12 protein-coding genes and 3 tRNA genes are annotated in these 15,371 nt (G+C 63.1%); 13 read left to right on the top strand and 2 right to left on the bottom strand.

Annotation, left to right across the window (positions count from 1 at the left end; all coding sequences use genetic code 11):
* The first annotated feature begins 90 nt into the window (after positions 1-90).
* From glmU to BMYO_RS05985, 6 genes are all read left to right on the top strand, one after another.
* On the top strand, positions 91-1,473 hold the full coding sequence (glmU, locus tag BMYO_RS06010; RefSeq protein ID WP_094667605.1) for a bifunctional UDP-N-acetylglucosamine diphosphorylase/glucosamine-1-phosphate N-acetyltransferase GlmU: 1,383 nt from the start codon (positions 91-93) through the stop codon (positions 1,471-1,473).
* 3 nt (positions 1,474-1,476) lie between these two features.
* Positions 1,477-1,932 (top strand): ribosome silencing factor, encoded by a 456-nt coding sequence (rsfS, locus tag BMYO_RS06005; RefSeq protein ID WP_223852203.1) that lies wholly within the window; start codon positions 1,477-1,479, stop codon positions 1,930-1,932.
* A 183-nt stretch (positions 1,933-2,115) separates the two neighbouring features.
* Positions 2,116-2,844 carry a histidine phosphatase family protein gene (locus tag BMYO_RS06000; RefSeq protein WP_094667604.1) on the top strand — a complete coding sequence of 243 codons (729 nt, stop codon included), beginning with the start codon at positions 2,116-2,118 and terminating at the stop codon, positions 2,842-2,844.
* 594 nt (positions 2,845-3,438) lie between these two features.
* Positions 3,439-3,511, top strand: a tRNA-Ala gene (locus tag BMYO_RS05995).
* Between the two features lie 72 nt (positions 3,512-3,583).
* A tRNA-Ala gene (locus BMYO_RS05990) sits at positions 3,584-3,656 on the top strand.
* Between the two features lie 72 nt (positions 3,657-3,728).
* A tRNA-Ala gene (locus tag BMYO_RS05985) sits at positions 3,729-3,801 on the top strand.
* A 355-nt stretch (positions 3,802-4,156) separates the two neighbouring features.
* Here BMYO_RS05985 and BMYO_RS05980 read toward each other — a convergent pair.
* Positions 4,157-4,963: a Cof-type HAD-IIB family hydrolase gene (locus BMYO_RS05980; RefSeq protein WP_233428189.1), complete on the bottom strand. Its 807-nt coding sequence runs from the start codon at positions 4,961-4,963 to the stop codon at positions 4,157-4,159.
* A gap of 639 nt (positions 4,964-5,602) precedes the next feature.
* On the opposite strand from BMYO_RS05980, the gene BMYO_RS05975 reads away from it, so the two are divergent.
* The 7 genes from BMYO_RS05975 to BMYO_RS05945 all read left to right on the top strand — a co-directional run bounded on the left by BMYO_RS05975 (position 5,603) and on the right by BMYO_RS05945 (position 15,016).
* Positions 5,603-6,574 (top strand): MetQ/NlpA family ABC transporter substrate-binding protein, encoded by a 972-nt coding sequence (locus tag BMYO_RS05975; RefSeq protein ID WP_094667603.1) that lies wholly within the window; start codon positions 5,603-5,605, stop codon positions 6,572-6,574.
* Between the two features lie 221 nt (positions 6,575-6,795).
* A complete protein-coding gene (locus tag BMYO_RS05970; protein ID WP_094667602.1) occupies positions 6,796-8,019 on the top strand; it encodes a methionine ABC transporter ATP-binding protein in 1,224 nt (407 codons plus the stop codon).
* The gene (locus BMYO_RS05965; RefSeq protein WP_094667601.1) at positions 8,016-8,702 is read left to right on the top strand and encodes a methionine ABC transporter permease; all 687 of its coding nucleotides are present in this window, start codon (positions 8,016-8,018) and stop codon (positions 8,700-8,702) included. Before BMYO_RS05970 ends, BMYO_RS05965 begins: the two co-directional genes overlap by 4 nt.
* Positions 8,703-8,961: 259 nt before the next feature.
* Positions 8,962-10,113, top strand: coding sequence for a M20 metallopeptidase family protein (locus tag BMYO_RS05960; RefSeq protein ID WP_094667600.1), 1,152 nt, complete (start codon positions 8,962-8,964; stop codon positions 10,111-10,113).
* Between the two features lie 253 nt (positions 10,114-10,366).
* The gene (locus BMYO_RS05955; protein WP_094667599.1) at positions 10,367-12,064 is read left to right on the top strand and encodes an NAD+ synthase; all 1,698 of its coding nucleotides are present in this window, start codon (positions 10,367-10,369) and stop codon (positions 12,062-12,064) included.
* Positions 12,065-12,284: 220 nt separating this feature from the next.
* Positions 12,285-13,256 (top strand): MetQ/NlpA family ABC transporter substrate-binding protein, encoded by a 972-nt coding sequence (locus tag BMYO_RS05950; protein ID WP_094667598.1) that lies wholly within the window; start codon positions 12,285-12,287, stop codon positions 13,254-13,256.
* A gap of 452 nt (positions 13,257-13,708) precedes the next feature.
* Complete coding sequence (locus BMYO_RS05945) at positions 13,709-15,016, top strand: M20 family metallopeptidase (RefSeq protein ID WP_094667597.1); 1,308 nt, start codon at positions 13,709-13,711, stop codon at positions 15,014-15,016.
* Here the strand turns inward: BMYO_RS05945 and BMYO_RS05940 are convergent.
* Positions 15,003-15,371 (bottom strand): ATP-binding protein (locus tag BMYO_RS05940; RefSeq protein WP_158216956.1); only part of this gene is annotated, 369 nt, incomplete at its 5' end. The genes BMYO_RS05945 and BMYO_RS05940 overlap by 14 nt on opposite strands.

Below are 15,371 nucleotides of genomic sequence, written 5' to 3'. Positions count from 1 at the left end.
GGCGACGGCCGTCCGACATCCGGGCGGCCGTCTATTGTTTTGCAGTGATTGCGAAGCACGGACAATCCAAACGAAGGGAAACACGTCGGTATGACACTTTCCGCAGCCATCGTCCTCGCCGCCGGCGAGGGTACACGCATGCGTTCCAATAAGCCGAAGGTACTGCACACGTTCGCGGGCAAGACCTTCCTGAACAGGGTCATGAACTCGGTGGCCGCACTGGAGCCCGCCACATTGGCCGTGGTGGTGCACTTCCAGGCCGAACGCGTGGCCGAGGCCGCCCGTTCCTACAACGAGCACGTCACCATCGTCAATCAGGACGACATCCCCGGCACCGGACGTGCCGTCCAGTGCGCGATGTCCCAGCTTGCCGAAAACGGCGGCATCAACGGGCCCGTGCTCATCGCTGCGTCCGATATGCCGTTGCTCGACAGCGCGACCCTGCGTCAGCTGGTCGAGTTCCACACCGTCTCGGGTAACGGCGCCACCGTGCTCACCACCATCCTCGACGACCCGACCGGATACGGCCGCATCATCCGCGATCCGCAAGGCAATGTGCTGCGCATCGTGGAACAGAAGGACGCCAACCGCAGCGAACTCGCCGTGCAGGAGGTGAACACGTCGGTCTACGTGTTCGACGCCAAGCTGCTGGCCCGCGCCATCGCGGATCTCAAGTCCAACAACGCCCAGGGCGAGTTCTATCTGACCGACGCCCTCGAGACCGCGCGCTCCGCCGGCAAGGTCGGCGCGTTCACCGCGCCCGATCCGCTCACCGTGGAGGGCGTCAATGACCGTGTGCAGCTCGCCGCGCTGGCCAGGACGTACAACCGCCGCGTCTGCGAGCACTGGATGCGTGAGGGCGTGACCATCCTCGACCCCGAGACCACATGGATCGAGGATGACGTGACGATCGGCCGTGACGCCACCATCCTGCCCGGCTCCTTCCTGCAGGGACACACGGTGATCGGCGAGGACGCGATGATCGGCCCGTACACCACGCTCATCGACGCTGTCGTCGACGACGGCGCCACCGTCGAACGCTCCCGCGTCCAGGAATCGCATATCGGCGCCCGTACGAACATCGGCCCGTGGACCTATCTGCGCCCCGGCAACGAGTTTGGTGAGGACGCCAAGGCCGGCGCGTTCGTGGAGATGAAGAAGGCGCACATCGGCAACGGCACCAAGGTTCCGCATCTGAGCTATGTGGGCGATGCCCAGCTCGGCGACCACACCAACATCGGCGGCGGCACCATCACTGCCAACTACGATGGTGTGCACAAGAGCCGCACCCGTATCGGCTCCGGCTGCCATGTGGGGGCCGGCAACCTGTTCGTGGCCCCGGTCGAGGTGGGTGACAACGTCACCACCGGTGCCGGCTCCGTGGTGCGCCACGCGGTGCCGAGCGACACGATGGTCTACTCCGAGAACACGCAGCACAACGTGGAGGGCTGGAAGCCCGCCTGGGAGCGCTGAGCCATGCCCGCACTCCAGGACTCCATCGACGCCGTGCGCGTGGCCGCACAGGCCGCCGACCGACTTAAAGCCACCGATATCGTGGCCTTCGACGTGGCCGACCTGCTCGGCATCACCGATATCATGATGATCGCCGGCGCCTCGAACGAACGTCAGGTGCTGGCCGTGGCCGAGGAGATCGAAAAGGATCTCTACCTCAAGTGCGACGGCCGTCAGGCCCGGTCCCGCGAAGGCCTTACCGAAGGCCAGTGGGTGCTGTTGGACTACGGCGACTTCGTGATTCATGTGATGCACGAGGAATCGCGTGAATTCTATGGGCTCGAACGCCTGTGGAGGGATTGCGAGACCATCGACCTGAATCTTGAACATCCCGAGACGGCCGGCGGGGCCCTCGAGGGAGTCGAGAGGGAAGCCGGTTCCGTGGTCGCCGACGGCGAACCTGACATCGAGACGGCATAGGCATATCGGCATATGACCGGTCGTTGGGCCCGCGCCCGGCGGCCGGTCATTATGGTAGATGCCGGCAGACGGGCATTATGGCGGACTATCCGCCGTGTCGCCCTCGGCAAGAACACACAACGGCAGACAGCACGCAGACGGTATCCCCATCATTCCGGATGCGCGCACGAGTGAGGAGTGTCCATGGCAATCCAGCACGTCCGGTCCATTTTCCTGGTCCGTCACGGTCGTACGTCCTACAATGCGCAGCATAAGCTTCAGGGGCAGGTTGACATCCCCTTGGACGCCGTCGGGCAGTGGCAGGTGCGTCAGACCGCCGCCGCGCTCAAGGACCTGTACGTGGACCGTCGTCCCGAGACCGACCATCGCATCATCGTGTGTTCGGATCTCTCCCGTGCGCACGCCACCGCACAGGCCTTCGCCGACGTGCTGGGCGGCGAGGAGGTGCACGACGATCCGCGTGTGCGCGAACGCAGCTTCGGCCGCTGGGACGGCCATGCCGTGGCCGAACTGGCCGAGCGGTATCCCGAGGACTTCCGCTCGTGGATGGAACACCGCGGCGGCGAGCTGAAATACGACGCCGAACCCAAGGAGCATGTGGGGGCGCGCGGCGTGGAGGCGCTCCGGGATTGGTCCACGCGCGCTGGACTTGACACTGACCTGTTCGTGTTCTCCCATGGTGCATGGATTGCGCAGACCTTGCAGACGCTGCTCGGACTGAGTCGTGTGGACGACACCTTCGCGTCGGTGGTCTCCATGCGCAACGCCCATTGGGCGCGTCTGGTGCCGATGGATGTGCACGGTGGGCCGGACGGGGCTGGCGAGTTTGGCGAGTCCGTGCGCTGGCGGCTTATGGATTACAACCATGGGCCCGCCATCGCGGACACGGATGAATGGGAGCGGGAACGCTGACGGGCCGTGCCTGTCCGCGCATCAAGTGGCACGATTCGCCGTATGAGGGTTATTTCCGTAAATGGGGGCAATATTTCGTGCCCCCATTTACTATTTCCGGCTGTTTTTAGGAATCGGGACAACTCCCGTCGAAAGCCGATTGCTTGCGAATACCGTGAGAATGGCTTAATTTCAATGTTTTTGAGGTTGCTGGTTTTGACACGATCTGCATGTGAACCGGTTTTCCGTCGAATGGTGGCAACAAGATTTGCCCCCATTTGCTGAAATGGTTCGTTTGGGCCGATTGTGGCAAAGCTGATCGTGCCAAGCCGTGTGTGCCAAGCCGCATCTTCGGGATGATTGTTTTCGGCGCGTATCTGCGCACGACTCTCATCACCTTGGAGCGGCATGATTCCGAACACAGGGCGAGCCAGAGGAATCCTCGGGAACTCATGGTTGCAGCCCATGGCCTTCGAGGGGCTTGAGATGCCGGAAAACGTTGCAATGACGGGGAAAATTACACATATGTGATTTCGCGACACACCGAGTGTTGCCTTATCTGCAAACTCGTCGTAATGTATACAAGGTCCAAAACGGGACACACAATTGAAAAACGGGGCTATAGCGCAGCTGGTAGCGCATCTCCATGGCATGGAGAGGGTCAGGGGTTCGAATCCCCTTAGCTCCACGAAGAAGCCGCTGACGGTCAGCGTTGGTGGTTTCGAGATTCGCGGAGGTTTCCGTGGGTCGCCCAAGGTTTGGGGCTATAGCGCAGCTGGTAGCGCATCTCCATGGCATGGAGAGGGTCAGGGGTTCGAATCCCCTTAGCTCCACGAAGAAGCCGCTGACGGTCAGCGTTGGTGGTTTCGAGATTCGCGGAGGTTTCCGTGGGTCGCCCAAGGTTTGGGGCTATAGCGCAGCTGGTAGCGCATCTCCATGGCATGGAGAGGGTCAGGGGTTCGAATCCCCTTAGCTCCACAGAGTAAGGCCGGTGCACAACGCACCGGCCTTGTTGTTTTTACTCAGGATTCGCCCGTTCTTAGGCCCGGCCGTATCATCTCGGAACCGGCGCTTGCTTTATCGAGTGGGGTATCTCGCCGAATTACATCGCCGGGCGACTCGGATTGGCTTTCAGCGTTACATTGTCGTGAGATTTGGTGTTGTTTCGCGACAATGTCTTGCTGAGGTCGTGTTAGCGGTACATTGTCGCGAAGTGTGGTTGAGTTTCGCGACAATGTACCGTCGAGGGGTTGCCGGGCTGATGTCAATGTCGAGGGGTTGCCGGGCTGATGTCAATGTCGAGGGGTTGCCGGGCCGACGTCAATGCCGAACGTTATTCCAGCACGCCGAAGTGTTGAAGGGCGTGAAGCACACCGTCATGGTCCACGTCGTCGGTGACGTAGTCGGCGGCGGCTTTGGGCTCTTCGGTGGCGTTGCCCATCGCCACGCCGATGCCCGCGTAGGCGAGCATGGCGGTGTCGTTGCCGCCGTCGCCGAACGCCATCGTCTGTTCGCGCGCGATGCCGTAATGCGCCATGAATCGTTGGATGCCACGTGGCTTGCCGCCGTCGGCCGGAATGAGGTCGGTGAAGTCCGGGTGCCAGCGCACGCCGCGCACATTGCGGCACAGCGCCACCAGCTCCGCCTCCTGATCGGGGTCGATGAACGGGCTGATCTGGAAGGTCTCATGCGTCGCCGTGCGCAGGCGGGGATCGTCGAAGTGCGTGGTGGGCGCGGTCTTGCCCAGCTTCGCCCATGTGGCGCGTAGTTTGTCGTTGGCGTGGTTGAAATACACGTAGTCCTTCTCACCGAAATTGCACACCACGTCCGGGTTGCGGTCCAGCCAATCAAGAATCACCCGGATGTCGGCGGAGTCCAATGGCTGGGCCTCGAAATACCCCGAGTCGTCGAAGCAGTACTGGCCGTTGAACGCCACGATGCCGTCGAACCGCACCGGCATGGTATCCAGGACCACACCCATCTGCGACGGGGCGCGGCCGGTGCAGATGAGCACCTTGATGCCAAGTGCCTGAAGACGGTGGATCGCTTCCACTGTCGAATCGGGGACGACATGCGTGGTGAAACTGGTGAGGGTGCCGTCGATATCGAAGAACACGGCTTTGATGTCGGTTCCGTTGATGTCGGTTCCTTTGATGTCGGTTTCATTGATTCCAGTTCCCGGGATTCCATCCCCTGTGACTTCTGTGCCCCTGATATCGGTGCTTTCGAATCCGGTGTCTGTGATGCCGGCGGCTGTGCCATTGCGACGGATGATAGCGCTGTTGCCCATGTTGCTCATGGTCCCAATTCTCCTTGCTCTCCCAGACGTCCGGTGGCCTCCGGCAACATGCAATGGTCGGTGACCTTCAGAGATATGCTCGCTCAGACGTCCGAGAGCCTCCGCTGGCTTCCGATATCCTCCGATGTCATCCGTCGCCGTCCGATACCGCTCGTTTTTGTCCATCATGCCGTTCGCATCGTGGACAACAGGTCTGAAAAACCACGCGAACGAACTCTTATGACCCGCTATCAACCCAAGTATTCACAGCGCTTATATACCTGTCATAACTAGCGCCTATACGTAAAATGGCCATTTTCCGCCATTATCCGGCGTTTCAGGCGCTATGGTTGGAAACCGTCATGCGGCAAGCGCCCATGTAGGGGAGCGCAAAGGCCCTGCCGCCGACCGGTGATGACTCAGCGCGTGAATCACGCAATGCCATCACCGGGACGTGCGCCGACGGTCTGCAGCCGTGAGAAGACAATAGAGAGGGAACCAATGACAGCAGCAACCCAGCCGGCATCCCCGGCCAACAACAACGAGCCGGTGCGTGTGAACCACACCGCCCGCAACATCATCATCACCATCGTGGTCGTGGCCATCGTCGCCGTGGCCGCGTTCTTCGGCTACCGCGCCTTCGCCGGTGCCGGCGAGTCCGCCGCCAAGGGCAGCAAGGACAACCCGGTCAAGATCGGTGTGGTGGGCGCCACCGACCCCGAGTGGGTCCTCTTCAAGCAGAAGGCCGAGAAGGCCGGCATCTACGTCGATATCGTGGACTTCCAGGACTACACCTCCGAGAACCCGGCCCTCGACTCCGGCGAGCTTGACCTCAACGAGTTCCAGCACCTGCTCTACCTCGCCAACTACAACGTGAGCAACAACAAGGACCTCCAGCCCATCGGCGGCACCGCCATCTACCCGCTGGGCGTCTACTCCACCAAGGTCAAGAGCATCGACGACATCAAGCAGGGCGACACCGTCACCATCCCGAACGACGAGACCAACCAGGCCCGCGCCATCGGCGTGCTCAAGGCCGCCGGCCTCGTGACCCTCAAGGGCGACTGGACCGCGTTCTCCACTCCGGCCGACATCGACGAGGCCAAGAGCAAGGTCAAGGTGACCCCGCTCAAGGCCGAACAGGTCGCCACCACGCTCAAGGACCCGACCATCGCCGCCGGCGTGATCAACAATGACTACGTGGCCGACGCCGGCCTCGACCCGAAGGACGCCATCTATCAGGACGACGCCGAATCCGAGGAGGCCCGCCCGTACATCAACGTGTGGGTGTCCCGCAAGGCAGATGTGAACAACGAGACCTACAAGAAGCTCGTTGACATCTTCCACGAGCAGGATGTGCTTGACGCGCTGCAGGAGAAGTCCGGCGGCACCGCGGTCTTCGCCGACAAGTTCAGCGCCGAGGAGCTGCAGGGCTTCCTCGCCGACATCGAAAAGGACGCCAAGGCCCAGTGAGGGCCCAGTAAGGCCATGATCCAAGGCCACCAATAAACGCGCGACCGGTCCGATAAGCCATCACATCTGCGGCTTGTCCGTTGGCGATTATCCACCGGTCGGGTACCATGGTCAGCCGTTACCAGCGGCAGATCCCACGGGCGGGACGGGACATGATGGTTCCGCCCGCCCGTCACCATGCCACAGGGCATTCGCATCCAGTACAACAATCAGGGAGCACTATGAGCGACCCCATCATCACGTTCGATCACGTGGTCAAGGAATTCAAGGTGCGTGGCCGCAAGGCCGGCGTGGCCCGTGCCGTGGACGACGTGAGCCTGACCATCAACCGGGGAGACATCTTCGGCATCATCGGCTATTCGGGCGCCGGCAAATCCACGCTGGTCCGTCTGATCAACGCCCTCGAGCGGCCCACCAGCGGCACGGTGACCGTGCTCGGCACCGACATCACGGGCCTGAGCGAATCGAAGCTGCGGCCCATCCGCCAGAAGATCGGCATGATCTTCCAGCAGTTCAACCTGTTCTCCACCAAGACCGTGGCCCAGAACATCGCTTACCCGCTGCAGCTCGACCACTGGCGCAAGGACTATCAGGACCGTCGCGTGGCGGAGCTTCTTGAATTCGTGGGTCTGTCCGAGCATGCCGAGAAGTACCCATCGCAGCTTTCCGGCGGCCAGAAGCAGCGCGTCGGGATCGCCCGTGCGCTCGCCACCAACCCGGAGATCCTGCTCGCCGATGAGGCCACCAGCGCCCTCGACCCCGAGACCACCACCGAGGTGCTCGCGCTGCTCAAGCGCGTCAACGAGGAGTTCGGCATCACCATTGTGCTCATCACCCACCAGATGAACGTGGTCCAGCAGATCGCGGACCGGGTGGCCGTGATGAGCTCCGGCCGCGTGGTCGAATCCGGCGACGTGTACGACGTGTTCGCCGCCCCGCAGCAGCCGGTCACCAAGCGGTTCATCGCGACCGCCCTGTCCGGTCTGCCCGAGGAGAGCCGGGTCGACCGGCTCCACACCGAATGGTCCGGCCGCATCGTCACCGTGCTCATCCGCCAGAAGGACGTGGCCGACGAGGACAGTGGCCGTACGATCGCCGCCTCCGGCCAGAACATCTCCGGGCTCATCGCCAAGCATGGCATCGAGTCGAGTCTGCTGTACGGCGGCATCGACACCGTGCGCGGGTCCGCCATCGGCGCCATCACCTACGAATTCAAGGGAGGGGAGCGCGAGGTCGACGACTTCCTCGCCGAACTCGCCCTCAACAGCGACGTCATCGATTTCGGCACCGCGGCCCGACCCGTGGCCTACGCCGATGCCGTGGCCGGCTACGCGCCCGAGTCACCGTCCGTGTCCGGCGTTGCCGCGGCATCATCGGCAATTGCGGCGACCGAGGCGTCCACGGTATCCACGGCGTCCGTGACGGCGGAAGGAGCACAAGCATGATTACCCTCGCCAATTCCAACAGCGACTGGACCGTTCTGAAGCCCCTGCTGATCCAGTCCATCGGACAGACCCTCACCATGGTGCTCATCACCCTCGTGGTGGGCGGATTCCTCGGCCTCATCCTCGGCGTGGTGCTCTATGGCACGCGCCCCGGCAACCTGTTCGAGAACGCCGTGGTCTACCGCATCCTCGACGTAATCGTCAACATCGTGCGGCCCATCCCGTTCATCATCTTCCTCGCCGCCATGCAGCCGCTCACCATCGTGGTGGTCGGCACGTCCATCGGCACGGTGGCCGCCATCTTCCCGATGGTGGTGATGTGCACCTTCGCCACCTCGCGTCTGGTGGAGCAGAACCTGGTGCCGGTCGATCCCGGCATGATTGAGGCGGCCCGCTCGATGGGTGCCTCGAAGTTCACCATCATCCGCACGGTGCTCATTCCCGAGGCGCTCGCCCCGCTTATTCTGGCCTACGCCTTCCTGTTCATCGGCGTGCTTGATATGTCCGCCATGGCCGGATACATCGGCGGCGGCGGTCTGGGTAACTTCGCCATCGCCTACGGATACCAGAAGTTCGACCAGACCGTCACTTGGACGGCCGTGATCATCATGATCATCCTCGTCCAGGTGGTCCAGGGCATCGCCAACGCCATCGCAAAGCGGCTGCTCAAGCGCCAGCAGTAGCCGGAGAATGACGGCCTGACGCGGTTCGCTGTAGCTTGGCGCAGTCTGGCGTGAAGCTGACGTGAGGCCGGCGGCAATCTTTCCCGATTTCGCGACAATGTATCGTTGACTCGTCTTCAGCGTTACATTGTCGCGAAATTGTGCCATGGTTCGCGACAATGTATCGCTTACCGTTCGTCAGCGAGACTTTGTCGCGAAACCCCATCACCAGATCACCATTGAGGAATTACCGGAATTACACAACAAGAAATCGGCAACCATGACTGAACATATTGAGATCGATCCTGAACTCATCACCATCCGTCATTACCTGCACGCGCATCCCGAGCTCGGCTTCAAGGAATACGACACCTCCATCTATCTGGCCGACCAGCTCAAGGCCCACGGCATCGAAGTCCTCGACAACCCGATGGAAACCGGCGTCGTGGGACTCATCCGCGGCGAAGGCGGACCGGGCCCGCGCGTCGCGTTGCGTGCGGACATCGACGGTCTGCCGGTCACGGAGGAGTCCGGACTGGACTTCGCCTCGGTCAACGAGGGCGTCATGCACGCCTGCGGCCACGACCTGCATATGACCGGGTTGCTCGGAGCGGCCTTCTGGCTCGCCGAGCACCGCGACCGGTTCGCCGGTTCAATCAAGATTGTGTTCCAGCCCAGCGAGGAGACCGGCCGTGGCGCCCGTGCGGTGATCGATGCCGGCCTCGTGGATGATGTGGATGCCATCATCGGCACGCACAACAACCCGAACTACGCGCCCGGCCAGCTCGCAGTCGGCGTGGAGCCGATGATGGCCGGCTGCGTGAAATTCCATGTGGACCTGCACGCGCAGGGCACCCACGCCGGCTACCCGTACAAGGGCACAGGCCCGCTTGAGGCGCTCGCCAGCATGATTCTGAGCCTGCAGACCATCGTGAGCCGCAATGTGACGCCGTTCCATCCGCTGGTGCTCTCCGTCACCGCGGTGCACGGCGGCGACGTGTGGAACGTGGTGCCCGCCGAGGCCGGCTTCCAAGGCACGGTCCGCTACTTCCATAAGGAGGACGGCGAGCTGGTGGGCCGCCGGTTCAAGGAGATCGTCAAGCACACCGCCGAGGCCTACGACATCACGGCCGACGTGGACTGGGACGACTTCCAGGATCCGCTCGTCTCCGACCCCGACCTGGCGAAATCGGTCGCCGCCGACGTGCACGACTACGCCCAGCTCGAGCCGATCCGCCAGTCCATGGCGGGGGAGGACTTCTGCGAGTTCGGCAAGGTGACCCGTCTGGTCTTCGCCTTCGTGGGCTCGAATGGCCAGGAGGGGTGCGCCGACTGGCACAGCCCTCACTTCATCGGCTTGGATGCCGCGATTCCGACGTTCGTGAACTTCTACGTCAACGCCGCCCTGCGCGTGATCGACGAGCTGCGCTGAGCCGCGCCGCGCCGGGCCGGGGGACGTCGCTGGTCCCGCGCAGCAGGGGATTGGCCCACCGTGTAGGGAAGTTCCCACCGTGTAGGGAAATCCCCACGGTGTAGTGATGCGAAATGGCGGAATTCCGCCAATGTGTGCATTCTGTGTCCCTACACGATGGGAACTTCCCTACACGGTGGGCGATTGTGCGGGTGGTCGCGGTGACGTAATGCGCCCCGCGTGGGCGGCCATGCGGGCGCTACACTGGGAAACCATGACACAGCTTCGTTTCGCTCTCGCCCAGATTGACACCTGCGTCGGCGCGCTCGACGCCAACGTCGGCAAGGTGCTCGAATATTCCCGCAAGGCCGCCGCCGGTCACGCCCAGGTGGTCGTCTTCCCCGAAATGACGCTCACCGGATACCCGATCGAGGATCTGGCTTTGCGCCGCACGTTCCGTCAGGCCGCATGGGACAAGGCCAACGACCTTGCCGCCCAGCTCGCTCAGGAAGGTCTGGGCGAGCTGTTCGTCGTTGTCGGCACTGTGGGCACCGATCGCGCCACCAGCAAGCCGCGCAACCGTCTCGTGGTGCTGCATGAGGGTGTGGTCTGGGCCGGCTACGACAAGCATTTCCTGCCCAACTATGGCGTGTTCGACGAATTCCGCATCTTCTCGTCGGGCGACCGCTCGGTCACTCTGGACGTGGACGGCGCCACCATCGGTGTGGCCATCTGCGAAGACATCTGGCAGGACGGCGGTCCGGTGGCCGATCTGGCCGGCAAGGGCATCGATCTGCTGCTCACCATCAACGGTTCGCCATACGAGGAGGGCAAGACCCACACCCGTCTCGAACTCGCGCAGCGCCGCGCAGCGGAGGTCAAGGCGCCGGTCATCTACCTCAACCAGGTCGGCGGTCAGGACGATCTCGTGTTCGACGGCGGCAGCTTCGTGGTGGACGCCGATGGCACGCTGCTCGAACGCAGCCCGATGTTCATGGAGGACCTCACCTTCTGGGACTTCGATCCAGCAGCCGCGCATCAGGGCAAGGCCACCATCGCCGACCTGCCCGACCCGGACGAGGAGATCTACACCGCCTGCGTGCTCGGCCTCAAGGACTACATGGCCAAGAACCACTTCACCGGCGTCACGCTCGGCCTTTCCGGCGGCATCGACTCCGCGCTGGTGGCGGCGATGGCCGCGGACGCCTGCGGCGGCGAGAACGTGTGGGGCATCTCCATGCCCTCGATGTACTCCTCGGACGGCTCCAAGGACGACGCCGCCGATCTGGCCGCCAACATCGGCGCTCACTATGAGGTCCAGCCCATCGAACCGCTGTTCAACGCCTACCAGCAGCAGCTGCATCTCGAGGGCGTGTCCGCCGAGAACCTTCAGGCCCGCATCCGCGGCGTGATCGTGATGGCCAGCTCCAACTCGCGTGGCCTGCTCGCCGTGGCCACCGGCAACAAATCCGAGCTCGCCTGCGGTTACTCCACCATCTACGGCGATGCGGTCGGCGGTTATGCGCCCATCAAGGACCTCCTGAAGACCCGTGTATGGGAGGTCAGCCGTTGGCGCAACCGCGCCGCGGCGGCCGGCGTGGGTATCGGCGGCCTGAGGATCGTGGGCAATGAGGACGGCGACGCCGGCGTGCCGCTGAAGAACGGCGTGATGATTCCGGTCGCCTCCATCGAAAAGGCTCCGTCCGCCGAGCTGCGCCCCGGCCAGAAGGATTCCGACTCGCTGCCCGAATACGCCCTGCTCGACAAGGTGCTCGCCGCGTACATCGAGCATGCGCACGGCCGCGCCGACCTGTTGGCCGACGGCTTCGACGAGGCCACGGTCGACACCGTGATGCGTCTGGTGGACCGCGCCGAATGGAAGCGCCGCCAGTACCCGCTCGGCCCCAAGGTCACCGCCCTCGCCTTCGGACGCGACCGCCGCCTGCCGGTCACCAACGCCTTCCGCGAGTAGTCGCAATGAGCTGACGAGAGGCCGATATACGCGCCGTTTGTCCGCATAGTGAGACAGATGCCCGCTGATAGCACGTTATCAGCGGGCGACGGCGCACGGCCTCGTAGCCGGTCATAGCCAGTGCATATAGCCGCACGGCCTCTTGGCCGGCCGTAAGCCCCTATCGTGGTCCATGTCATCGAGGCAACGACCTCGACATCGACACGAGAGGGGAAAACACATGTCAGCAGCAACGCAGGGCGCATCGCCCGCCAACCCGCAGGAGCCGGTGCGCGTCAACCACACCGTGCGCAACATCATCATCGCCGTGGTCGTGGCCATCATCGTTCTGGCCGGCGGCTTCTTCGGCTACAACGCCTACGCGGCCGGCAAGACGGGCGCCGAGAAGGGCTCGGCCGAGAACCCGGTCAAGATCGGCGTGGTGGGCGCCACCGACAAGCAGTGGCAGGTCTTCACCCAGGAGGCCGAAAAGCAGGGCATCCACGTCAAGATCGTGGACTTCCAGGACTACACGTCCGAGAACCCGGCCCTCGACTCGGGCGACCTCGACCTGAACGAGTTCCAGCACCTGCTCTACCTCGCCAACTACAACGTCAAGAACGGCAAGGACCTCCAGCCCATCGGCGGCACCGTGGTCGTGCCGCTCGGCCTGTACTCCACCAAGGTCAAGAGCGTGGACGAGATCAAGCAGGGCGATTCCATCGCCATCCCGAACGACGAGACCAACCAGGCCCGCGCCATCGGCGTGCTCCAGAAGGCCGGACTGGTCCAGCTCAAGAACAAGTGGACCGCAGTGACCTCGCCGGCCGACATCGACGAGGCGGCATCCAAGGTCAAGGTCGTCCCGCTTGGCGCCGAGAAGGTGGCCAATTCGCTGAATGACCCACAGCTCACCGCCGGCATCATCAACAACAGCTACATCAAGGACGCAGGTCTCAACCCGAAGGACGCCATCTTCCAGGACGACCCGAGCGCCGACTCCGCCAAGCCGTACATCAACGCCTTCGTGGCCCGCAAGGCGGATGTGGACAACCCGGTCTACAAGAAGCTTGTGGAGGTCTACAAGACCAAGGCGGTGACCGATGCGGTGCAGGAGGATTCCAAGGGCACTTCGGTGCTCGCCACCGATTACAGCGCCGAGGAGCTGCAGAGCTTCTTGAAGGAGATTGAATCCGATCTGTCGTCCAAGTAAGTCCGAGTTAGGTTCAAGTAAGGCCTGAGCGAGGACTGAGTAGTGTCCATGTCAGTGTCCAAGTAAAAGGACAGGACATCGGTACATCGGCGGCCATTCCGTGTCCGGCCGGTTGAAAGGCAATGCGCCTACCAGGTGTCCGACGTGGACGTAGCCATTCCACGCTCGATCGGATGAAAGTCCCGCGTCCATCGAGCGCGAGATAGCTTCCGGATCGGCTATTAACCCGGCTGACAATCGGCAAAACAGTAGTCCGCGTCGCAAGTTCGTTGATTATGTTTTGGCTTCCCTTGTCAGGGGAACCGGCCCGCGAAGCGGGACTGAGAAGTAGCTATTTTGTCAACGAATTGCCGACATAGGTTGCTGGCAGCCAATCAGCAATCCATCCATCAACAACCCATCCGACGGCCCGCCCATCACGGGCCGTCGGGCATGTCTGGAGTGACGAACTCATGAGTGAACAGGAACAGCAGCACACCAATCCGACCGCGACCGCGACCGAAACCACACCCAAGACCGCGGGCGCAGTCACACAGCCGGGACCGGATGCCGAGACCCTGGCCCGCGTCGCCGACGCCAAGCGCCGCATCTCGGCCTACGTGGACGAGGTGCTGCCCGAATACCAGAAGATCTCACTGGCCATCCATGACAAACCCGAAGTGAGCAACTACGAGTTCTTCGCCTCCCAGACGCTTTCCGACCGGCTGAAGCAGGAGGGCTTCGACGTCACCCTCGGCGTGGCCGACCACCGCACCGGCTTCTCCGCCCTATACCGCACGGGCAAGCCCGGCCCGGTGGTGGTCTTCCTCGCCGAATACGACGCCCTGCCCGGCGTCGGCCACGGCTGCGGCCACAGCGTGTTCGGCCCGAATTCCTCGCTGGCGGCCGCCTCGCTCAAGCGCGTCATCGACGAGTTCGGCGGCGAGCTGCGGGTCTACGGCACCCCTGGCGAGGAGGGCGGCGAGAACGGCAGCGCCAAGGGCAGCTTCGTCAAGGACGGTTTCTTCGACGATGTGGACATCGCGCTGTGCGCCCACCCGCACGCCGGAGGCAACGGCCTGTCCTCGCGCAACCTCGCCTGCCAGCCGGTGGACATCGAATTCCACGGCAAGGCGTCGCACGCCGCCGCCAGCCCCGAGCGCGGCATCAATGCGCTTGACGGCGTGATCCAGACCTTCAACTCCATCAACGCCCTGCGCCAGCACCTGCCCAAGGATGTGCGCATCCACGGCGTCATCGTTGATGGCGGCGTGCAGCCCAACGTGGTGCCCGACTACGCCAAGGCCAAGTTCTACCTGCGTTCCGCATCCGTGCCGGGGCTGCTGGCGCTGCGTAAGAAGGTCGAGAACATCGTGGCCGGCGCGGCGCTCGCCACCGGGGCCAAGGGAAGCCTGACCCCGTACCAGAACCAGGTGGACAACATGATTCCCACCCCGCTGTTCGACGCGATTTGGAAGAGGAATGCCGAGGCTCTGGGACAGACCGTCGAGGCCACCGAACAGGACAAGGTGGTGTTCGGCTCCAGCGACGTGGGCAACGTCTCCCAGGTCGTGCCCACCATCCAGCCGTGGTTCTCCATCTCCCCGGAGAATCTGGGCGGTCACAACGAGCAGGTCGCGGCGGTGTGCTTTGTCAAGTTGGTGTCTGCGTTTTGTGCAGTGTTTTTCCGCAGTGTAGGCAGCGGGTTTTCCGCAGTGTGTGCGGTATCGGCCGCTGCCTGTCTGCGTGTGTTGTTGTGTTGTTTGGTTATTTGGTCATGAGGGCGTGTTGGCTGCGGTAGGAGTGGCCCTCGAATCTGATGAGTCGTCCGTGGTGGACGGTGCGGTCGATGAGGGCGGCGGCCATGTTCTTGTCGCCGAGAATGCGTCCCCATCCCGAGAATTCGATGTTGGTGGTGTAGATGATGCTCCTTGTCTCGTAGCTGTCGCTGATGATCTGGAAGAGGAGGCGGCTGCCTTCCTCGTCGATGGGCAGGTAGCCGAACTCGTCGATGATCAGGAGGCGTGCTTTGCCGATGCCCGCGAGCTCCCGGTCGAGCCGGTTGTCCTGTTGGGCGCGGCGCAGGCGCATGAGCAGTCCGGTCGCGGTGAAGAACCGGACCGGTATGCCCCTGGC

The organism is Bifidobacterium myosotis, assembly GCF_002259745.1.
In the GTDB taxonomy this organism is placed as follows: Bacteria; Actinomycetota; Actinomycetes; order Actinomycetales; family Bifidobacteriaceae; genus Bifidobacterium; species Bifidobacterium myosotis.
Note: the sequence above shows the minus strand (reverse complement) of the source record. Positions and strands in the feature narration are given on the sequence as shown.

Coding starts and splice junctions, on each gene's coding strand:
- glmU (WP_094667605.1), top strand. CDS start 91: ATGACACTTTCCGCAGCCATCGTCCTCGCCGCCGGCGAGGGTACACGC.
- BMYO_RS05950 (WP_094667598.1), top strand. CDS start 12,285: ATGTCAGCAGCAACGCAGGGCGCATCGCCCGCCAACCCGCAGGAGCCG.
- BMYO_RS05945 (WP_094667597.1), top strand. CDS start 13,709: ATGAGTGAACAGGAACAGCAGCACACCAATCCGACCGCGACCGCGACC.
- BMYO_RS06000 (WP_094667604.1), top strand. CDS start 2,116: ATGGCAATCCAGCACGTCCGGTCCATTTTCCTGGTCCGTCACGGTCGT.
- BMYO_RS05970 (WP_094667602.1), top strand. CDS start 6,796: ATGAGCGACCCCATCATCACGTTCGATCACGTGGTCAAGGAATTCAAG.
- BMYO_RS05965 (WP_094667601.1), top strand. CDS start 8,016: ATGATTACCCTCGCCAATTCCAACAGCGACTGGACCGTTCTGAAGCCC.
- rsfS (WP_223852203.1), top strand. CDS start 1,477: ATGCCCGCACTCCAGGACTCCATCGACGCCGTGCGCGTGGCCGCACAG.
- BMYO_RS05955 (WP_094667599.1), top strand. CDS start 10,367: ATGACACAGCTTCGTTTCGCTCTCGCCCAGATTGACACCTGCGTCGGC.
- BMYO_RS05975 (WP_094667603.1), top strand. CDS start 5,603: ATGACAGCAGCAACCCAGCCGGCATCCCCGGCCAACAACAACGAGCCG.
- BMYO_RS05960 (WP_094667600.1), top strand. CDS start 8,962: ATGACTGAACATATTGAGATCGATCCTGAACTCATCACCATCCGTCAT.